This window comes from Enorma phocaeensis, from assembly GCF_900186505.1.
GTDB lineage: Bacteria > Actinomycetota > Coriobacteriia > Coriobacteriales > Coriobacteriaceae > Enorma > Enorma phocaeensis.
Genome location: NZ_LT891970.1, coordinates 242,693 through 261,885, shown reverse-complemented (window position 1 = coordinate 261,885; position 19,193 = coordinate 242,693). Strand labels below are relative to the sequence as shown.

General features: G+C 64.2%; 24 protein-coding genes. 19 read left to right on the top strand and 5 right to left on the bottom strand.

Going from position 1 to position 19,193, the window contains the following annotated elements; genetic code table 11:
• Nucleotides 1-17: 17 nt before the first annotated feature.
• Nucleotides 18-326 carry a 30S ribosomal protein S10 gene (rpsJ, locus tag C1717_RS07370; protein WP_102372580.1) on the top strand — a complete coding sequence of 103 codons (309 nt, stop codon included), beginning with the start codon at nucleotides 18-20 and terminating at the stop codon, nucleotides 324-326.
• A 119-nt stretch (nucleotides 327-445) separates the two neighbouring features.
• On the opposite strand, the gene C1717_RS10820 is transcribed toward rpsJ, so the two are convergent.
• Nucleotides 446-967 carry a GNAT family N-acetyltransferase gene (locus tag C1717_RS10820; RefSeq protein WP_146003675.1) on the bottom strand — a complete coding sequence of 174 codons (522 nt, stop codon included), beginning with the start codon at nucleotides 965-967 and terminating at the stop codon, nucleotides 446-448.
• A gap of 232 nt (nucleotides 968-1,199) precedes the next feature.
• On the opposite strand from C1717_RS10820, the gene C1717_RS07360 reads away from it, so the two are divergent.
• The 13 genes from C1717_RS07360 to rplX all read left to right on the top strand — a co-directional run bounded on the left by C1717_RS07360 (nucleotide 1,200) and on the right by rplX (nucleotide 8,206).
• Entirely contained in the window at nucleotides 1,200-2,165 is a 966-nt protein-coding gene (locus C1717_RS07360) for a Gfo/Idh/MocA family protein (protein ID WP_102372579.1), read from the top strand.
• A gap of 346 nt (nucleotides 2,166-2,511) precedes the next feature.
• Nucleotides 2,512-3,132 (top strand): 50S ribosomal protein L3, encoded by a 621-nt coding sequence (gene rplC, locus C1717_RS07355; RefSeq protein ID WP_102372578.1) that lies wholly within the window; start codon nucleotides 2,512-2,514, stop codon nucleotides 3,130-3,132.
• Nucleotides 3,133-3,177: 45 nt separating this feature from the next.
• Nucleotides 3,178-3,804: a 50S ribosomal protein L4 gene (gene rplD, locus C1717_RS07350; RefSeq protein ID WP_102372577.1), complete on the top strand. Its 627-nt coding sequence runs from the start codon at nucleotides 3,178-3,180 to the stop codon at nucleotides 3,802-3,804.
• Nucleotides 3,805-4,092: a 50S ribosomal protein L23 gene (gene rplW, locus C1717_RS07345; protein WP_102372576.1), complete on the top strand. Its 288-nt coding sequence runs from the start codon at nucleotides 3,805-3,807 to the stop codon at nucleotides 4,090-4,092.
• Between the two features lie 156 nt (nucleotides 4,093-4,248).
• Nucleotides 4,249-5,079, top strand: a complete 831-nt coding sequence (gene rplB, locus C1717_RS07340) for a 50S ribosomal protein L2 (protein WP_102372575.1) — start codon at nucleotides 4,249-4,251, stop codon at nucleotides 5,077-5,079.
• A gap of 30 nt (nucleotides 5,080-5,109) precedes the next feature.
• Nucleotides 5,110-5,370 carry a 30S ribosomal protein S19 gene (gene rpsS / locus C1717_RS07335; RefSeq protein ID WP_102372574.1) on the top strand — a complete coding sequence of 87 codons (261 nt, stop codon included), beginning with the start codon at nucleotides 5,110-5,112 and terminating at the stop codon, nucleotides 5,368-5,370.
• A gap of 14 nt (nucleotides 5,371-5,384) precedes the next feature.
• Complete coding sequence (gene rplV / locus C1717_RS07330) at nucleotides 5,385-5,756, top strand: 50S ribosomal protein L22 (RefSeq protein ID WP_102372573.1); 372 nt, start codon at nucleotides 5,385-5,387, stop codon at nucleotides 5,754-5,756.
• Nucleotides 5,757-5,761: 5 nt separating this feature from the next.
• Entirely contained in the window at nucleotides 5,762-6,472 is a 711-nt protein-coding gene (rpsC, locus tag C1717_RS07325) for a 30S ribosomal protein S3 (RefSeq protein ID WP_102372572.1), read from the top strand.
• On the top strand, nucleotides 6,472-6,900 hold the full coding sequence (gene rplP / locus C1717_RS07320; protein ID WP_102372571.1) for a 50S ribosomal protein L16: 429 nt from the start codon (nucleotides 6,472-6,474) through the stop codon (nucleotides 6,898-6,900). Before rpsC ends, rplP begins: the two co-directional genes overlap by 1 nt.
• Nucleotides 6,900-7,115 (top strand): 50S ribosomal protein L29, encoded by a 216-nt coding sequence (gene rpmC / locus C1717_RS07315; protein WP_102372570.1) that lies wholly within the window; start codon nucleotides 6,900-6,902, stop codon nucleotides 7,113-7,115. The genes rplP and rpmC overlap by 1 nt, the downstream gene beginning before the upstream one ends.
• A 16-nt stretch (nucleotides 7,116-7,131) precedes the next feature.
• Nucleotides 7,132-7,395, top strand: coding sequence for a 30S ribosomal protein S17 (gene rpsQ / locus C1717_RS07310; RefSeq protein WP_102372569.1), 264 nt, complete (start codon nucleotides 7,132-7,134; stop codon nucleotides 7,393-7,395).
• Nucleotides 7,396-7,492: 97 nt separating this feature from the next.
• Nucleotides 7,493-7,861, top strand: coding sequence for a 50S ribosomal protein L14 (gene rplN / locus C1717_RS07305; RefSeq protein WP_019239652.1), 369 nt, complete (start codon nucleotides 7,493-7,495; stop codon nucleotides 7,859-7,861).
• An 18-nt stretch (nucleotides 7,862-7,879) separates the two neighbouring features.
• Nucleotides 7,880-8,206 carry a 50S ribosomal protein L24 gene (rplX, locus tag C1717_RS07300; RefSeq protein WP_102372568.1) on the top strand — a complete coding sequence of 109 codons (327 nt, stop codon included), beginning with the start codon at nucleotides 7,880-7,882 and terminating at the stop codon, nucleotides 8,204-8,206.
• Nucleotides 8,207-8,604: 398 nt separating this feature from the next.
• Here the strand turns inward: rplX and rpiB are convergent, their stop codons facing one another.
• A complete protein-coding gene (rpiB, locus tag C1717_RS07295; RefSeq protein ID WP_102372567.1) occupies nucleotides 8,605-9,066 on the bottom strand; it encodes a ribose 5-phosphate isomerase B in 462 nt (153 codons plus the stop codon).
• A 158-nt stretch (nucleotides 9,067-9,224) separates the two neighbouring features.
• Nucleotides 9,225-9,878 (bottom strand): ribulose-phosphate 3-epimerase, encoded by a 654-nt coding sequence (gene rpe, locus C1717_RS07290; protein WP_102372566.1) that lies wholly within the window; start codon nucleotides 9,876-9,878, stop codon nucleotides 9,225-9,227.
• A 290-nt stretch (nucleotides 9,879-10,168) separates the two neighbouring features.
• On the opposite strand from rpe, the gene C1717_RS07285 reads away from it, so the two are divergent.
• From C1717_RS07285 to C1717_RS07270, 4 genes are all read left to right on the top strand, one after another.
• The gene (locus C1717_RS07285) at nucleotides 10,169-11,107 is read left to right on the top strand and encodes a sugar phosphate isomerase/epimerase family protein (RefSeq protein WP_102372565.1); all 939 of its coding nucleotides are present in this window, start codon (nucleotides 10,169-10,171) and stop codon (nucleotides 11,105-11,107) included.
• A 141-nt stretch (nucleotides 11,108-11,248) separates the two neighbouring features.
• Nucleotides 11,249-12,628, top strand: a complete 1,380-nt coding sequence (locus tag C1717_RS07280; protein ID WP_102372564.1) for a PTS transporter subunit EIIC — start codon at nucleotides 11,249-11,251, stop codon at nucleotides 12,626-12,628.
• A gap of 129 nt (nucleotides 12,629-12,757) precedes the next feature.
• The gene (locus tag C1717_RS07275; protein WP_102372563.1) at nucleotides 12,758-13,501 is read left to right on the top strand and encodes a DeoR/GlpR family DNA-binding transcription regulator; all 744 of its coding nucleotides are present in this window, start codon (nucleotides 12,758-12,760) and stop codon (nucleotides 13,499-13,501) included.
• Between the two features lie 111 nt (nucleotides 13,502-13,612).
• Nucleotides 13,613-14,137: a PTS sugar transporter subunit IIA gene (locus tag C1717_RS07270; protein WP_102372562.1), complete on the top strand. Its 525-nt coding sequence runs from the start codon at nucleotides 13,613-13,615 to the stop codon at nucleotides 14,135-14,137.
• A gap of 144 nt (nucleotides 14,138-14,281) precedes the next feature.
• On the opposite strand, the gene C1717_RS07265 is transcribed toward C1717_RS07270, so the two are convergent.
• Together C1717_RS07265 and C1717_RS07255 are read right to left on the bottom strand one after the other, a co-directional pair.
• The gene (locus C1717_RS07265; protein WP_425430941.1) at nucleotides 14,282-16,798 is read right to left on the bottom strand and encodes a U32 family peptidase; all 2,517 of its coding nucleotides are present in this window, start codon (nucleotides 16,796-16,798) and stop codon (nucleotides 14,282-14,284) included.
• Nucleotides 16,799-16,806: 8 nt separating this feature from the next.
• A complete protein-coding gene (locus C1717_RS07255) occupies nucleotides 16,807-17,370 on the bottom strand; it encodes an L-2-amino-thiazoline-4-carboxylic acid hydrolase (RefSeq protein ID WP_245859551.1) in 564 nt (187 codons plus the stop codon).
• 544 nt (nucleotides 17,371-17,914) lie between these two features.
• On the opposite strand from C1717_RS07255, the gene C1717_RS07250 reads away from it, so the two are divergent.
• The gene (locus C1717_RS07250) at nucleotides 17,915-19,129 is read left to right on the top strand and encodes a MalY/PatB family protein (protein ID WP_102372559.1); all 1,215 of its coding nucleotides are present in this window, start codon (nucleotides 17,915-17,917) and stop codon (nucleotides 19,127-19,129) included.
• Nucleotides 19,130-19,193: the final 64 nt, after the last annotated feature.

Here is a 19,193-nt window from a genome sequence, read left to right as displayed (position 1 = left end):
ATATCAAGGAGGTAACGTTGTCTAGCCAGAAGATCAGGATCCGCCTCAAGGGCTATGATCACGAGGTTGTGGATCAGTCCGCGAAGCTCATCGTCGACACCGCTCAGAAGACCGGTGCCCGCGTGTCCGGCCCCATCCCCCTGCCCACCGAGCGCAACCTCTACACGGTCATCCGCTCGCCGCACAAGGACAAGGACTCCCGCGAGCAGTTTGAGATGCGCACCCACAAGCGTCTCATCGACATCATCGACACCACGGCTGCCACCGTCGATTCGCTCATGCGTCTCGACCTGCCCGCAGGCGTCGACATCGAGATCAAGCTCTAAACAATAGTCGCTAGCTTGTAGAAGCGCCCCCTGGTCTCCAGGGGGCGCTTTGCGTTACACGGCCGGTATGGATGACGAGCACAATGCCATGGGTTCAGTTTTGAGCGTTTTTTGCTCCATCACGCCAATAGGTGCTCCCATTCAGGATGCTTCCTGAACCAATCTTCTGCGTAGCTGCAGGTTGGATGCGCCTTGAGCCCGGTGCGTTCGAGCTCGCGGGCACAGGCCTCCATCAGTTTTCCCGCCATACCTTGACCGCGTAGCGCCGGGTCGACGAACGTGTGATTGATGTTGACCGTGCCGTCTCCATCTGTCGGGTACGTGACTTCGGCCAGGGCCGTTCCGTTTTCGGTGCGGTATCGAATCGCATGGTCTTCGATCGAGAGCTTGCGCGGCGCGTTGGTTACAAAGCGCTCTTCGAGATAGGCGATGATCTCGTCGGATTCGTACATCGGTGCACCGTCGATGAAGAGGCATGGTACCTGTACCTTGCCGCCGACGCGTTCGAGTGTGGCGCGCGCCTCGGCGTCCTCGTTGATGTCGCGGAGCGGGATCTCGATTCCGTGCTGGTACATATAGCGAATCACTTTGCGGCAGAAGGGGCAGGTCTTCATGATGTAGAGCTCATACGTGGTGGCCATGAGGTCCTCCGATCGTTTTGATGCTGTCGTTTGGCCTTGTGGCGCTTATACCCAATGTTATTAGAAAAGTAGCAATTGAAATGCAGCTACGACCGCAGGCGTGCGCTTTGCCGGAGGTTGCTTTCAGGCGTGCGGCACAGGCTGCAATCGGTGCGTTTTCGAGCGGATGCTTGGTATACTGGGCAGCGGATGGACGATATGCGCGTGGCGTCACTGTTCGTGAGGAGGACGCATGATTCACTGGGGTATTTTGGGTGCTGGGAACATCGCTCATCGATTTGCCGCGAGCCTCGAACATGTTGATGATGCAGAGCTTGTTGCGGTGAGTCGCCGGAGCGAGCAGAAGGCCTGGGAGTTCCTTGCCGAGGTTCCGTGCGCCGTCGACGCGCGCGCCTATGGCGATCACGAGGCGCTGCTCGCTGACCCTGCGGTCGATGCGGTCTACATCTCGTTGCCTCACGAATTCCATCATGCATGGTCCCTGGCGGCCATCGCTGCCGGCAAGGCGGTGCTCTGCGAAAAGCCGGCCATGCTCACCGCTGATGAGATGAGGGAGGTCGCGTCGGCCTCGCGCAGCGCTGGGGTGCTCTTCATGGAAGCCATGAAGGCGCGATTCGTCCCGGCTCACGAAGAGGTGCTTAGCGCCGTGGAGCACATCGGCCCCGTTGAGAGCGTCGTTGCAACCATGTGCGGGAACTCTCTTGCGAAGTACATCGAGAACGGCTGCTACCTGCTCGGGGGCGGTCCGGGTTCGGGCGTGCTGCTTGACTGCGGCACGTACTGCGCGAGCTGGATCGACGAGCTGCTGCCCGGCGACATCGAGGTCACATGTGCGACGTGCGAGCGCTACCGTGATGGCTCGGATGTGTATTGCGACGCCGAGCTCTTGATTGGCAGGGTGCGCGCTGAGCTGGAATGCGCCTGTGATCGGGCGAAGCCACGGGCGCTGAGGATCGAGGGGGCTCGGGGAACCCTGGTCGCGCCTTCCCCGCACCGCCCCGAGCGCATCGAGCTTGAGCTGAGCGATGGGGAGGCTCGAGTCATCGAGGCGCCGTATGTGGTCGATGACTTCTACGGTCAGATCACGCATTTCTGCGAGTTGCTGCGTAGGGGGGCAGTGGAGAGCCCCGTTATGCCGCATGCTGCATCAATCAGATGCGCGGAGATCCTGGATGCCATTCGGATCGCTATGGGTTAGGCGCGGAGGCGGCGAACAGGTCCAAAGCCGAATGCATCGCAAGCATGCGGAATGACTGCAGGATTGTGCCTCCGTTCAATATCTCAACTTGTGTCCCATGTGACCTGCAGAAAGCTAATGCGAAGACTTTATGTAGACATATGGATACGCCCGCACGCGTGTATACTGGACAGGCTGTGTTTATGGGGCGTATTCTGTCTCGTCGACGCTCGTCGCAAATGGGTTGCGCGACTGAACAGGCAGGATGGGGTGCAAACCGGCGCATAGCACGTCGGAAGTGGTCCGCTGGGGGCGAGCGCAAGGGGCGCTCGCGGGTCCCAAGACCACAGAGGGTTAGGATCATCGAATGATCAGTATGATTCTCGGCCGCAAGATCGGCATGACTCAGGTGTGGGATGACGACGATAACGTCGTGCCCGTCACGGTCATCCAGGCTGGCCCCTGCGCAGTCTCGCAGGTTAAAACCAAGGCTACCGACGGCTACGATGCCGTCCAGATCGGTTTCGGTGAGATCAAGGCCAAGAACGTGAACAAGCCCATGGCTGGTCACTTCGCCAAGGCCGGCGTCGAGCCCGTCCGTTACCTCCGCGAGGTCCGCGTCGAGAACGGCGAGGACCACAAGGTCGGCGAGGTCGTCACCGTCGCGGATTTTGCCGATGTCGCCAAGGTCGACGTTATCGGCACCTCCAAGGGTAAGGGCTTCCAGGGTCGCATCAAGCGCTGGGGTCAGCGTCGTGGTCCTATGACCCACGGCTCTCACTTCAAGCGTCATCCGGGCTCCATCGGCCAGTGCGCCTACCCCGCACGCGTCCTCAAGGGCGTCAAGATGGCCGGTCACATGGGCAACGAGCGCGTGACCGTGAAGAACCTGTCCGTTGTTCGCATCGATGCCGAGCAGAACCTGATCCTGGTCAAGGGCGCTGTCCCGGGTGCCAAGAACGGTCTGGTCGCCATCCGTATGGCGTAATCGCTCTAGTTCGATAAGCCAACGTCATACCAAGGAGAACACCAAATGGCAAAGTTTGAAGTAAAGAACAGCGAGGGCAAGAAGGTCACCGAGGCCGAGCTCGCTGCCGAGGTGTACGGTATCGAGCCGAACACCCACGTGATGCATCACATCGTGAAGTGCCAGATGGCCAGCTGGCGTGCCGGCACCCAGTCCACCAAGGGCCGCAGCGAGGTCTCCGGTGGCGGTGCCAAGCCGTGGCGCCAGAAGGGCACCGGCCGTGCCCGCCAGGGCTCCATCCGCGCCGGTCAGTGGCGTCATGGTGGCGTCATCCACGGGCCCAAGCCCCGTTCCTACGCCAAGCGTATGAACGGCAAGGAGGTCAAGCTCGCCATGCGCTCCGCGCTTTCCGCGAAGGTGCGCGACAACGAGCTCGTGCTCGTGGACGACTACGGCTTCGAGAAGCCGTCCACCAAGGCCGCCGTCGCCATGCTCAAGGCTCTCGGGCTTGAGGGCAAGCGCCTCACCATCATCGTCCACGAGGACGATATCAACGCGTTCCTGTCGTTCCGCAACATCCCTAAGACGTTCATCATCACGCCTGATGAGGCCAACACCTATGACCTTATCAACAACGGCGCCCTGTTGATGCCCGCCGATGTTGCCGCTCACTTCGGGGAGGTGCTTGCATAAATGACCGCCCACGAGATCATCATTCGCCCGATCGTGTCCGAGCGCTCGTTCGACCTCATGGAGGAGAACAAGTACACCTTCGAGGTTGCGCGTTCCGCGAACAAGTATCAGATCAAGGATGCCATCGAGGAGCTCTTCAACGTCAAGGTCACCTCGGTGAACACCATCAACGTGAAGCCCAAGACCAAGCGCGTGCGCTACGTGGCCGGCAAGACCCGTCAGTGGAAGAAGGCCATCGTCACGCTCGCCGAGGGCGACTCGATCGAGATCTACGGTAACCAGGCCTAAGGCCGGCGCCGTACGAGCTTCCCCGGAAGGGGGAGTAATCGTATCGGGCGCTCATGATGGAGCCGCCCGGTACCGTGGTAATCCGGTGTCGATACACCCCGGGAAAACCCGGATCCCTGATGTATCGGCCAACGGAGAGAGATGAAAGGGATTGTAATGGCTGTCAAACACCTCAAGCCGACCAGCGCCGGCCGTCGTTGGCAGACGATCTCCGACTTCGCGGAGATCACCACGACGAAGCCCGAGAAGTCGCTTCTCGAGCCGCTGCCCAAGAAGGCTGGTCGTAACAACCAGGGTCGCATCACCGTCCGCCATCAGGGTGGCGGCGTGAAGCGTCGCTATCGTCGCATCGATTTCAAGCGCAACAAGGACGGCGTGCCCGCCAAGGTTGCCACGATCGAGTACGACCCCAACCGTTCCGCCCGCATCGCGCTGCTCCACTATGTGGACGGCGAGAAGCGCTACATCCTGGCTCCTAAGGGTCTCCAGGTCGGCGACACCGTCCTGTCCGGCCCCGAGGCCGACATCAAGCCCGGTAACGCGCTTGCGCTCGCGGACATCCCCGTGGGTACCCTCATCCACGCGATCGAGTTCCAGCCCGGCAAGGGCGCTGCCATCGCCCGTTCCGCCGGCACCGCTTGCCAGCTCATGGGCAAGGAGGGCAAGTACGCCATCCTGCGCATGCCCAGCTCTGAGATGCGCCGCGTGCTCATCACCTGCCGCGCCACGGTGGGCGAGGTCGGTAACGCCGACCACGCCAACATCGTGATCGGCAAGGCCGGCCGTAAGCGTCACCTGAACGTGCGCCCGACCGTCCGCGGTACGGTCATGAACCCTGTCGACCACCCGCATGGCGGCGGCGAGGGCAAGAACCATACCTCCGGTCGTCCGTCCGTCACCCCGTGGGGCAAGCCGACCAAGGGCTATCGTACGCGCAAGAAGAAGAAGGCTTCGAACAGCCTCATCATCCGTCGCCGCAAGAAGTAGCCTGAGATACCGAGAAGGAGTTAAGCACCTATGAGCAGAAGTCTCAAAAAAGGGCCGTTCGTGGAAGCTCGCCTGCTCTCGCGTATCGTCGCGATGAACGAGGCTGGCACGAAGGATGTCGTCAAGACCTGGTCCCGCGCGTCCACGATCTTCCCCGAGATGGTGGGTCACACCATCGCCGTCCATGACGGTCGCAAGCACGTCCCCGTGTACGTTACCGAGTCGATGGTCGGCCACAAGCTCGGCGAGTTCGCGCCGACCCGTACGTTCCGCGGTCACAAGGCCAAGTAGGGGGTTTCACGTAAATGGCAACTAAAGCTACCGATACCGAGACCCGCGAGGTTCGCGCCGTCGCCAAGTACGTGCGCGTCTCGCCGTACAAGGCTCGCCTCGTGGTCGATCTCATCCGTCGTAAGTCTGTTGAGCAGGCTTTCGACATCCTGCATTTCTGCGAGCGCGCCGTGGCGGTCGATGTGGAGAAGTGCCTCCGCTCCGCTGTGGCAAACGCCGTGAACAACAATCACATGCGCGCCGATGACCTCGTGGTCGCCGCCGCCTATGTGGACGAGGGCCCCACGCTCAAGCGCATCCGCCCGCGTGCTAAGGGTTCCGCTTCGCGCATCCTTAAGCGCACGAGCCACATCACCATCGTCGTCGCTCCGCGAAAGGAGGCATAAGCGCTATGGGTCAGAAAGTCTATCCTACCGGCTTCCGTCTTGGCATCACCGAGAACTGGCGCTCCCGCTGGTTCGCCGATAAGGATTACGCCGCGACGCTCGGCAACGATCTCAAGATCCGTAAGTTTTTGGGCAAGCGTCTCCGTCGCGCAGCCGTCTCCCGCGTGGAGATCGAGCGCGCTGGTGACAAGGTGAAGGTCATCATCTACACCGCCCGTCCGGGTATCGTGATCGGCAAGAAGGGCTCCGAGATCGATGCTCTGCGCACCGAGCTCGAGGGCGTTGCCGGCGTGGCCAAGGGCCAGCTCTCGGTCGACGTCATCGAGATCAAGCGTCCTGAGCTCGACGCCGTGCTCACCGCGCAGTCCATCGCCGAGCAGCTCGAGGGCCGCGTCGCCTTCCGTCGCGCCATGCGCAAGGCTGTCCAGTCCGCCCGCAAGGCCGGCGCCAAGGGTATCCGTATCCAGTGCTCCGGTCGTCTCGGCGGCGCCGAGATGGGCCGTCGCGAGTGGTACCGCGAGGGTCGTGTGCCGCTGCACACCCTGCGCGCTAAGATCGATTACGGCACCGCCGTCGCTCACACCACCATGGGTGCCTGCGGCGTGAAGGTGTGGATCTACCTTGGCGAGAAGCTCCCCGGTCAGCCCGTTCCTAACCCGGCGCTCGAGGGTTCCAGCCGTCCGCGTCGTCGTAACTCCGAGAGGAGGGGTCAGTAGTGCTTGCCCCTAAGCGTGTTCTTCACCGCAAGGTGCAGCGTGGCTCCATGAAGGGCCAGGCCAAGGGTAATACCGAGCTGCATTTCGGTGATTATGGCATCAAGGCCCTCGAGGCCCACTGGATCACCAACCGTCAGATCGAGGCCGCTCGTGTTGCCATGACTCGTTATATGCGTCGTGGCGGCCGCGTGTTCATCACGATCTTCCCCGACAAACCCATCACCAAGAAGCCTGCCGAGACCCGCATGGGTTCCGGTAAGGGCAACCCCGAGGAGTGGGTGGCTGTCGTCAAGCCGGGTCGTATCATGTTCGAGATCTCCGGCGTGGCCGAGCCCATCGCCCGCGAGGCGCTTCGTCTTGCCCAGCACAAGCTGCCCATCAAGACCAAGATCGTGTCCCGCGCTGACCAGGACGGGGAGGATAAGTAATGAAGCCCGCAGAGATTCGTGAGCTTTCGGACGCTCAGCTTGCCGACAAGCTGAAGGAGATGCGCGCCGAGCTCTTCAACCTTCGTTTCCAGATGGCTACCAGCCAGCTGGATAACACCGCTCGCGTCAAGACCGTCAAGAAGGACATCGCGCGTGTACTCACCGAGCAGCGCGCCCGCGAGATCGCGGCTGAGAAGGCCGCTGCGGCAGAGTAGAGCTTAAGGAGATAACATGAGCGACACCACGCGCAATACGCGCAAGGTCCGTCAGGGAACGGTCATCTCCATCTCGGGCAACAAGACCATCGTTGTCCAGACCGAGGAGCGCAAGCGCCATCCCAAGTACGGCAAGATGATGACCACCACCAAGAAGCTTCATGCGCATGATGAGGAGTGCACCGCAGGCGTGGGCGACAAGGTTCGCGTCATGGAGACCCGTCCTCTGTCCAAGATGAAGCGCTGGCGTCTCGTCGAGATCATCGAGCGCGCCAAGTAGGCTGCTTTGACTGTTCATGCCAGCGACGTGCACGGCTTGGCGATACGCCCGATAAGTGCCGTGCACCTCTCCCTGGCCTAGGTTCGGAGGAACTACCATGATTCAAATGCAAACCATGCTGAACGTCGCCGATAACTCCGGTGCGCGCAAGGTTCGCTGCATCAAGGTGCTCGGTGGCTCCAAGCGCCGCTATGCAGGAATCGGTGACGTGATCGTGGCTGCCGTCCAGGAGGCCACGCCCGGCGCCAACGTCAAGAAGAAGGACGTTGTGAAGTGCGTCGTCGTCCGCACGGTGAAGGAGGTCCGTCGCAAGGACGGTTCCTACATCCGCTTCGACGACAACGCCTGCGTCGTCATCAACAACGACGGCTCGCCCGTGGGCACCCGTATCTTCGGGCCCGTCGCGCGTGAGCTTCGTGACAAGAAGTACATGAAGATCGTCTCGCTTGCTCCCGAGACCCTGTAAGGAAAGGAGAGGTCACGTATGGCTAAGATGTCCATCAAGAAGGGCGACACCGTCAAGATTCTCTCCGGCAAGGATCGCGGCAAGCAGGGCACCGTTCTGCACGCGTACCCCGCCGAGGGCAAGATCAAGGTCGAGGGTGTGGCCGTCGTCAAGAAGGCCGTCCGCCCCAACCAGCAGAACCAGACCGGCGGCATCGTGTCGCAGGAGGCCAAGATCGACGCCTCCAACGCGCAGCTCGTCTGCCCCAAGTGCGGCGCTGCCACCCGCGTCGGCCACAAGCAGGGCGAGATCGACGGCCACAAGACCTCGATCCGCGTCTGCAAGAAGTGCGGCGCCGAGTTCTAATCGACGCCCGCGGTCGCCGTCAAGGCACATTGAAGAGCCGGTTTACCTTCGGGTGACCGGCTCTTTTTATGTCCACAGGCCCCCTTGGCTGCAGCTTGATGCGCAGCTCATCGGACATAGTGTCTTGCTGCAATTCGGCGTACAAATGAACCCCGAATTGCAGAAATCGCGCCATTCGGGGTTCATTTGAACATCGAGTTGCATGAAAGCTCATTCGATGAACTATTGTACAAACAGCCGTGTGTCACCGGACGGGCGGTAACCAATCTATCTGCACATATGCTGATGATGGAAACTCGAAGTGCAATTCGAGCACTTATTGAACGGGATTTTTTCTACAGAAATCAATCGAGTTGCAGAGAGCTGCGAGCAACTTGGAAGCACAGGACGGGAAACCGCTACTCGGCGGCTTCGAGGCCCTGCGTCTGCTCGATCTCGGCGATCATGTCGATGCGGTGCTGGTGACGCCCGCCCTGGAACTCGGCGTCGAGCCATTCGTCGACGATCATCTTCGCGAGCTCGGTGCCGACCACGCGGGCGCCGAAGGCGATGATGTTCGTGTTGTTGTGCTCGCGGCTGAGCTTTGCCGTATAGGGGTCGGAGCACACGCAGGCGCGGATGCCGTGGATCTTGTTCGCGGCGAGGCTGATGCCCACACCGGTCCCGCAGATGAGAACGCCGAGGTCAACGGTTCCATCCGCCACGGCGCGGCCGACCTTATAGCCCGAGATGGGGTAGTCGAAGCGGTCGGTGCCCGCGCAGCCGAAGTCAACGACCTCGAGGCCGCGCTCCTCGAGGTGCGCTTTGATTGCCTGCTTGAGCTCGACAGCGACGTGGTCGTTTCCGATTCCGATCTTCATGGAAGGCCTCCTTGGTCCAATGAATCGCCCGACCGCCTCTTGCGACCGGGCGTAGGTGCCGATGCCGTGCCCGCATCGCGCAACCGCTAGCCAAAGCGGCGGGCCGGGCGCCCGGTGCAAAGGGTTATATAAGGTTCATACGGGCTGCGCGCGGGCACCTATGCCGCTGAGCCCTCGCGGAGCGCACGGATGCAGGCGGCATAGCCGGCTTCCTTGCCGAAGAGCGCGCTCGTGCCTAGGATGAAGCCGTCTGCGCCAAGCGCGGAGAGCTCATGGATGCGCTCAGGGCTGCAGGCGCCGTCGATGGTGAGCGTGAAGCCGTAGCGGTCCTTGAGCTTGGCGAGGCGAGCGATCTTGTCCTTGGTGAACTCGACGAACGCCTGCCCGGCGAACCCGGGGTTCACGGTCATCACCATGACGTAGTCGCAGAGGTTGAGCATCTCCTCAACGGTGGCGACGGAGGTGTCGGGGTTGATGGCAATACCGGCTTTCGCCCCGCGGGCGCGGATCGCCTGGAGCGTCTTCACCGTATAGCGCTCGGACTCGGGATGGATGTAGATGAGGTCCGCACCGGCGTCGATGAAGAGGTCGACCTTGGATGCCGGGTTCTCGATCATGAGGTGGCAGTCGACCGGTACGTGCGAGAGCGATGCGATGGCGTGCACATCGGTGAGGCCGAGCGCGAAGTTGGGGACGAACGACCCGTCCATGACATCGCAGTGGAACATGTCGATGCCGGCGCTCTCGAGCTCGTCGATCTCGTCGCGCAGCTTGCCGAAATCGGCGCACATCATGCTGGGGCAGAGAAGCATAGGGGTACCTCCCAGGTGGTTTTCGACTCCTCACAACAAGGATAGCGCGTGCGGCGCAAAAATCAATCAGAGAGTGTCAAAACATTCCAGATATCGTTCTACCGGTTATACCTGCGAGAATATTAAGTAATTCTGACCGGCTTTAGAATAATCGTGCAAAATGATGAAACAAAATGACAAATACTTGAGAAATCCTATTGCAAATGAAAATCTTTGGAATAGAATGATTGTCGATGGAAGAGGGGTCGCGCAAAGCGCCTCAGAGACGCGACAGGACAGGAGGAGTGGATATGAAGCTTGCAACCCGCATCAACTCGTATTTCCGTGCGGGCGACAAGGACCTCGACCGCGTGTTCGCGCAGTTCGAGGAGGTGGGGCTCACGCACGTGGACCTCAACTATCCCGAGCATGTGGGGGATATCCCCGCAGATAAGATGAAGGCCCTGCTCGAGCGGCACAAGCTCGCGCTCAACGGCGTGGCGCTGCGCTTCCGCGGCGACTTCATCAACGGAGAGCTCGGCAACGCGGATCCCGCGATTGCGTGCCGGGCCCTCGAGCTCTGCCACGAGGCCTGCGACTACTGCCGCGCCGTGGGTGGCACGACCGTGACCATCTGGCTCGGTTTCGACGGCTTCGACTACAGCTTCCAGATCGATTACACCCGTGTGTGGAAGCAGATCGCCGCTGCGTACCGCGACGTGTGCGACTATGCGCCGGACCTCTCGATCAGCATCGAGTACAAGCCCTACGAGGAGCGCGCCTACGCCTTCATCGACAGCATGGGCATCACGGGCATGATGCTCGCCGAGGTGGACCGCCCCAACCTGGGCGTCACCCTCGACTACTGCCACATGCTCATGAAGCACGAGAACCCCGCTTTCGCGTGCGACCTCTTCGGCGGGCGCGGGAAGCTCTTCGGCGTGCACCTGAACGACGGCTACGGCTCGATTGACGACGGGCTCATGATCGGCACGGCCACTCCCATAAAGACGCTTGAATTCCTCTACTACCTCAAGAAGCACGGCTACGACAACGCGATCTACTTCGACACGTTCCCGATCATCGAGGACGCGGAGGAGGAGTGCGCGCAGAACATCGCCATGATCAAGATGCTCGACCGCGCGCTCGACGCGGTGGGAGCCGACGAGGTGCAGCGCGTCATCGACGCGAACAGCGGCACCGAGGCCGCAGCGCTCATGCGCCGTCTGCTGTGCGCCTGCTCGGAGTGATCCCGCGCCCGCGCGCGGCGGCGACGCCGAGGGTGCGGGCCTCATCCCCCGGGATTCCCGGGCGGCACCTAGACGGCATCAGAGGGGACAGGGCCGGGACACCGGCTACACGTAAGATAGATGGAAAGGAAGGAACCCCCTATGGCAAAACACGATTGGGATGCGATGGCCCAGGGCATCCTCGCCGCAGTGGGCGGAGCGGAGAACATCTCCGGCCTCACGCACTGCGCGACGCGCCTGCGCATCAACCTCAAGGACGACGCCGCGTGCGACGACGCGGCCGTGAAGGAGGTCGACGGCGTGATCAACACGGTCAACTCCGCCGGCCAGTACCAGATCCTCATCGGCACCGAGGTGCCTAAGCTTTACGAGAAGTTCCTCGCGCTCGTCGAGGGCGCAGGCGCCGAGCTCTCCACTGACTCGTCCACAAGCGGCGAGGGAGTCATTTCCAAGATCTTCGGTGCGGTCTCGGGCATCTTCGCGCCGCTGCTGCCCGCCATGGCCGGATCCGGTATCCTGCGCGGCATCCTCATCCTGCTCACCCAGCTCGGGCTGATTACCGAGGGGAGCGGCACCTATGTCATCTGGTACACCCTCTCCATGAGCGTGTTCTACTTCCTGCCGGTGCTTCTGGCCTTCTCGGCCGGCCGCCGCTTCGGCGCGAGCCCGTATCTCTCGGCGCTCATCGGCGCGTGCCTGCTCTATCCCGACTTCATCAACCTCATGGGCGAGGTCGGTAACGGCGCGATGACGGACTTCTTCGGCATCCCCGTCGTGCTCATGAACTACAACTCGACGGTCGTGCCGGCCATCCTCGCCGTGTGGGCCTACTCCTTCCTGTACAAGTTCCTCGACGAGAAGATCCCCGAGACCCTGAAGCTCGTGGTCCTGCCCGCCGTCTCGCTCATCATCATGGTCCCGCTCACGATGATGGTCATCGGCCCCATCGGCGTGTACGCCGGCGAGGGCGTCGCCTTCGTGGTCAACTGGCTCATCGAGCGCAGCTCCGTGCTCGCCGGCATCCTGGTCGGCGGCGGCTGGTCGGTGCTCGTGTCCATGGGCATCCACTGGGCCGTGAACCCCATCATGATCAACAACATCGCCCAGAACGGCTTCGACTTCATCTGCCCGTTCACCTTCGCGTGCAACTTCGGCGTGATCGGCGTGGCCCTCGGCGTGCTGCTCAAGGCGCGTAACCAGAAGCTCAAGAGCTTCGCGGCATCCGGTGTGGTCACCATCGCGCTCTCCGCCATCATCGAGCCCACGCTGTTCGGCATGCTCGTCAAGAACAAGAAGCTCTGGGGCGCCCAGATCATCGCCGGCGCCGCCGGCGGCGCGTTCTGCGGCCTCACCCATGTGGTCTGCACGGCGTTCGTCTTCGGCTCGGTCACTACGTTCCCGGCCTTCGTGAGCCAGGACGCGATGAACTTCGCCTTCGCCATGATCGGCATGCTCATCGCAACCGTGGTCGGCGCGGTGCTGGGCTTCATCTTCACCGGCAAGGACGACCAGTTGGCGTAAGGTTCCATGCCCAATCGTCCGAACGCGTCCGAGCGGACGGGGGCGGTCGTCTGCGGGCGGCCGCCCCGTCGGCGCTTGCGCGGTGCGGCGCGGTACAATGCTCGTGATGAAGACGAGAAGGAGGCGCGCATGATCCCCTATGAACGGCAGCAGGCCATACTTGGGCACCTGGACGAGTCGAACATCCTGAAGCTCGAGGAGCTCCAGGAGCTTCTGCCCGAGGCGTCGGTCTCGACCATCAGGCGCGACCTTAAGGAGCTCGAAAAGCAGGGGCGCGTCGAGCTGCTCGTCGGCGGGGCCGTGCGCCTCAGGACCGTGTCGCATGAGCTCGGCGTCATGGTGACGAGCGCCCTGCACGCCGCCGAGAAGGAGGCCATCGCGCAGCGCGCCGCGCGCGAGGTGCAGGACGGCGACACCGTCTACGTCGATTCCGGCACGAGCTGCACCGCGCTGCTGCGGCATCTGGTCGATCGCGACGTCACGATCTACACCGGCAACGGCAGCGCCTGCTACGTGACGGGCGCGATCCGGGCCCATGTGCTCATGCTGGGCGGGGAGTACAACCCCCAGACGCTCTCGGTCACCGGTCCCATCACGGAGCGGATCTTGGGCGAGCTTTACTTCGACAAGTCGTTTCTAGGCGTCAACGCCGTGAGCGTCGAGCGCGGCGTGACGAACCCGAGCTTCGACGAGGCGGCCAAGAAGAAGCTCGTCAGGCAGAATTCCGAGAAGACCTACGTGCTCTGCGATAGCAGCAAGTTCCATCGCGTGTCCAACGTGAAGGTCTTCGACCTCGAGGGGCTCACGATCATCTCGGACGCGACCGACGACCACCTGATCAAGCACGTCCCGATCCTCACGCCGGGCGACTGACGAGGCTCGCCTTCGTGCTCCATCGCCTGGCGCCCGTGCATCCCGAATGCCCGACCGGGCGCTCGCCTGGGCCGGGCCGCATCCCACCATCTATTCGTTAAGGAGCTGACCATGGGTCTCTTCGATGCCTTCAAGAAGAAAGCCGCCCCGGCCAAGCCGGAGGCGATCCAGGTTTCCGCGCAGGCGGGCGCGCTCGCCGCGCCCGTCGCCGGTCGCGTGATCGCGATGACCGAGGTCCCCGACCCGATCTTCAGCAGCGAGGCGCTCGGCCGCGGCTGCGCCGTCTGGCCCGAGGGGGACACCGTGTACGCCCCGGTCGCGGGCACCGTGAGCGTGGCTATGGGGCACGCCGTGGGCATCGTGTCGCCCGACGGGGTCGAGGTGCTCGTGCACATCGGCGTGGACACGGTCGACATGCAGGGCAAGGGCTTCACGGGCTACGTGGCGCAGGGCGATGCGGTCGCAGCGGGCGACCCGCTCATCACGATGGACCGCGCCGCCATCGCCGCCGCCGGTCATCCCGACTGCGTGGTCGTGGCCGTGTCGAACACGGCCGATCTGGCAAGCGTGGAGCTCGCGGTCGAGGCGGGCGCCACGGTCGCCGCGGGCGACGCCCTGATCGCGGTCGCGAGGTAGCGACGTGGCGCGAGCGCTCCGCCGGAGGCGCCCGTCCGGGTCGCCCTTCGGGGCGGCCTGACATAAGCGCACTGCGCGGTGGTCGCGCCCGTCCGCCTGGGGATTCGGTTCCCGGCGGGCGGGCGCGCGCGGTATCAGCCGTCCTCAGTCGACGCCCACGAAGAGGCAGCCGCTCGAGCAGCCCTTCTGGCGCGGCGCGGGCCGCCTGCCCTCGCGTGCGGCCTCGAGGGCGCGCCGCGCGCGGGCGACTTGGCTCGCGAGGCCGCGCGCGTCGAGCAGCGTGCCGTCCACGAGGAAGCGCGAGATGCCGGCCTCGATGAGCTGCGGTAGCTGCGGCGTGAGGTCGAGCGGATAGGCCTCGTAGAGCCGCGAGCGCCCGTGGATGTCGGTGCGCACCGGCAGGAGCTTGTCGTCGATGTTGTGCAGGACGAGCTCGCGGCGCCGCAGCGCGCAGCGCGCGCAGTCGTCGATGCAGGCGTCGGCGACCTTCAGGATGCAGTGCTCGCTCGTCATCACGCGCGGCCGGCCGTAGACCATAAGGCCGAGCGGCACCGGGGCGCCGGTGGCGAGCGCGGCGAGCTCGTCGAGCGAGATCTCGGGCGAGAGCCATGCTGCCGCGGCTCCCTGCTCGTGCAGGAACGCGAGGCAGGCAGCGTTGTGCACGGGGATGCAGGAGCGCAGCTCGGGCACGGCACCGAGCTCTCGGGCGTACGCCAGCTCGGAGATGTTGCCCACGGCGACGGGCGCACCCGGAGCCACCCAGGCATCGAGGCGCTCGCGGTCGCGCGCCCGGCAGACCTCGTCGAGGACGGGGATGTAGCCGCGCTCGCGCGCCGCCGCGGCGTCGAGCCCGGCCTCGGCGAGCGCATCGGAGGAGAGGTAGATGCGCGACGCTCCGGTCTCGCGCGCGGCCTCGGCGGCCTCGGGCGTGGCGGCGACGGCGCAGAGCTCGGGCTCGCGTGCGCGAGCGGTGCCTTCCGCCGCGTGCGGGGCGATCTCGATGCGCGCGAGCTCATCGGCATGGCGCCTCCAGGGCCCGAGCAGCGTCTCCTCGAGGGCGGCGCACGCCTCGGCGCGCACGCGGTGCACGGCGGAGAAGCCCATGCCACAGCCCTCGTCGAGCTCGACGTCGAACGCGGCGGGCGCAAAGGGCGTCGAGCCCATGCGGCCCACGTGCTCGATGAGGTCGTCGGCTGTTACCGGCCTCGTGCGCGCCGCCTCCACCGTGAAGCCCGTGGCAGCGGCACGCACGGCGTGGTCGTCCGCGCAGGAGAGTTCGACCCGGAAGGGCTCGCCGATTCGCGCCGTCACGCGCACATCGACCGCGCGCTTGCGGGGCACCGCGCGCTTGAGCGCGGCGTCGGCGATATCGATGGCTTCCTGGCTGCGGATCACGCGCACGCGGCAACTGGTCGCGACGGGGCGGGGGACCTCGACCGAGACGGTCCCGCCCGCGACGCCGTCCGTGCGGGCGAGCGCGGTGAGGAAGGTGTCGGGGCTTTCGTCGTCGCGGAGCTCGAGGAGGTCGCCTTTGCCCACCGGCTCATCGAGCGCGAGGACCGCCGTGCCCGCGGGGCCCTTGATGGCGGCGCGGAGCCGCTCGCCCTTGGTGACGGGCTCGGTGGGGATGAACTCGGCCACGCGCCCCACGAGCTGCCCGCGGTTGTTCGACCGCTCGTAGCTCATCATGTCGTCGTCCGAGCGCCCGTCCTGGTAGGCATGGGTGAAGTCGCGGTTGAAGCAGCGCTTGAGCTGCCGTGCGCGCCGCGTGCGCTCGGCAGCGTCGGGCTCGCTGTCGTGGGCGAGGTCATCGAGGTCGCGGCGGTAGACATCGGTCACGGCGTAGACGTAGTCGGCGGCCTTCATGCGCCCCTCGAGCTTGAGTGCCGCCGCGCCGGCCGCGATGAGCTGCGGGAGCAGGTCCGTCGTGTTGGTGTCGCGGGGGCAGAGCGGGCGCCCGCGCCCTGGGGCGGAGATGTTACGGCCGTCCTCGTCGATGAGCTCGTAGGGCAGGCGGCAGGGCTGGGCGCACATGCCGCGGTTGGCGGAGCGCCCGGCCTGGCAGAAGCTCGAGAGCAGGCAGACGCCCGAGTAGCTGAAGCAGATGGAGCCGTGCGCGAAGACCTCGAGGTCGATGCCGGGGCACGCGTCGTGGATCGCGGCAATCTCGGCGATCGAGAGCTCGCGCGAGAGCGTCACGCGGTCGGCGCCGGCCGCGGCGCAAAACGCCGTCCCGCGCGCGTCATGGATGTTCGCCTGGGTGGAGATATGCGTCTCGATCGAGGGCATGAGGCGGCGAACCTCGGCGAAAAGCCCCCAATCCTGGATGATGAAGGCGTCCGCACCGAGCATGGCGCACCGGCGCACGAGCTCCAGGGCGTCTCGCATCTCCGCATCCTTGATCACGATGTTCACGGTCACGTAGACGCGCGTTCCGGCGAGGTGCGCCGCGCGGCACGCCGTCGCGAAGCTCTCGTCATCGAAGTTCGCGGCCTTGCGGCGCGCGTTGAAGGATCCCATGCCGCAGTAGATGGCGTCGGCGCCCGCGGCGAGGGCCGCCGCGAAGGGCTCGGGCCCGCCGGCGGGGGAGAGGAGCTCGACGCGGCGCGCGGCGGCGGGGTCGGCGTCGGTCATGCGGTTGCGTTCAGTGCGTGCGGGCACGGCGGTTCCTATCGTTCGGGGTCGGTCGGCGCGGTATCGGATGGCCTCATGCGCAGGCGGAAGTCGCAGCGGTCGCAGCCCTCCATGAGGGTCTCGGTGCGGGTGAACTCCAGCCGCTTATCGTAGCCGTGAAACATGTGCGGGTCGCGCTCGCAGGAGAGGAGCCGGCCCAAGTGCTCGAGGCCGAGCCGGCGGTACATCTCGGCGAAGGCGCAACGCGTCGCGTCCATGGCGAGCGTGCCCGCCTCCGCATCGAGTTCGACGTCCTCCCACGTCATGGAGCCTCCTGCCGAGAAACGCGGCATGACCTCGTCGCGGTAGTAGGCGAGCGGGTCGGCATCTCCGGGGCGCTCGGCGGCGAGCGCGCGGCCGGATTCTTCCCCCAGGCGCGACACGGCCGTGCGCACGATCCGGTCTGCGCGGTCCTGCCCGAGCTCCTCGACGAGCGCGTCGTAGAAGGGCGCGATGGCCCGCGCCTCGATCTCGCGCCGAACGATCAGGGGGATATCCTCGATGCGGGGAGTCGTGCAGCTGGCGGAATCTATCGCATCGTATCGGCCGTCTGTGCCCACAATCGTCCTCCTTATATGGCGCCTCGTGGTGTCAATTGTCTGCCAAAGCGGCCGAAGAACGCAAAAGCCGATTGTCATCAGGCGTATCTTCACGTCCCCTCCAAAGGGCCGGCAGGAGGCGACGTCGCGGCGCGGTCCGCAACGGCCGCGCCGCCGACGGGGTTGGACCCGGGCGTCGTCGGGTGTTGGTCCGTTCCGACGGGGTGATGGCATGGCCCCGCGAAGTTCGAGTAAGAATACTGTGGGTAATTTGCGCATGGGTGACCAGACCGCGTGCTCGCCCAACGCTTTCCTGCGCGTTTCTACGTCGGAATCGGTGGTGCCGCGCGTGTGTGCAAGTGAACCCACAGTATTCTTGATCGAGCGGAAAAATCGACGTTGGATGCCTCTGCGCCGGCACCCGAATCGCGCTCGCGGACGCCGGTTACCCTATCAGCCGCATCGTGCGCTATCGCGGAGTACACTTGAAAGAAAAGCGGTGCCGGCACAAGGGTGCCGGCGTTGCCCGCAGCCTGAGGATCACCGCCGCACGAGGAGGCTCGCCATGCGTTATGACTTCACGACCATCATGGACCGTCGCGGTGAGGACGCCATAGCGGTCGATGCACTCGGTACCGGCCCCGGTGTTCCCGGTGCCCCGGACGAGGCCTTCGATGCCATTCCCATGTGGGTCGCGGACATGAACTTCCCCGTGCTGCCGGACATCCAAGAGGCGATCATCGGGCGCGTGCGCAAGCCGCACTTTGGTTACTTCGAGCCTCGAGCCGAGTATTTCCAGCGCATCATTGATTGGCAGCATGACCGTAACGGTGTCGAAGGCCTCGAGCCCAAACACATCGGGTACGAGAACGGCGTGCTGGGCGGCCTTATTTCGACGCTTTCCGCCTTTATGGCGCCAGGTGACGCCGTGCTTGTGCACAGTCCCACCTACATAGGGTTCACGGGTTCGATCAACAACGCCGGCTTCAAGATCGTTCACTCACCGCTCAAGCTCGACGAGCGGGGCGTCTGGCGTATGGACTTCGCGGACATGGAGCGCAAGCTCGCCGAGAACAAAATCCATGCGGCGGTGTTCTGCTCGCCGCATAACCCGTGCGGTCGCGTCTGGGAGCGCGCCGAGATCGAACAGGCCATGGAGCTCTACGCCAAGTACGATTGCGTTGTGGTTTCAGACGAGATCTGGTCGGATATCATCCTGCCCGAGCACGTGCACGTCCCCACCCAGTCGGTGAGTGCGGACGCGCGCCGGCGCACGGTGGCGCTGTATGCGCCGAGCAAGACCTTCAACCTTGCTGGCCTTGTGGGCAGCTACCACATCATCTACGACGACTACCTGCGCGATCGTGTCACGGCGCAGAGCAGCAAGCCCCACTACAACGAGATGAACGTGCTCTCTATGCACGCGCTCATCGGCGCGTATGGCGAGGCCGGTCGCGTGTGGGTCGATGAGCTTCGCGAAGTGCTGGGCCAAAACGTCGACTGGGCGTGCGCGCACATCGCCGAACGCTATGCCGGGGCGGGCGTGCGCACGGTCAAGCCCCAGGGCACCTACATGCTGTTCCTTGACTGCACCGGTTGGTGCGAGGTGCATGGCTGTGAGGTGGACGAGCTGCTGCACCGCGGCTGGCGCGTGGGCGTGGCCTGGCAGGACGGCCGCCCCTTCTTGGGCGAGCACCATATCCGTGTGAACCTCGCGCTGCCTACGGCGCGCGTGCAAGAGGCGTTCGCGCGGCTCGATCGGTATGTGTTCACCGAGTAGCTGCGGGAGCTTGACGAGCAACCCCAGCGGCTCTTTGAGCTGCTGGGGTTGTTTTCCGAATTTA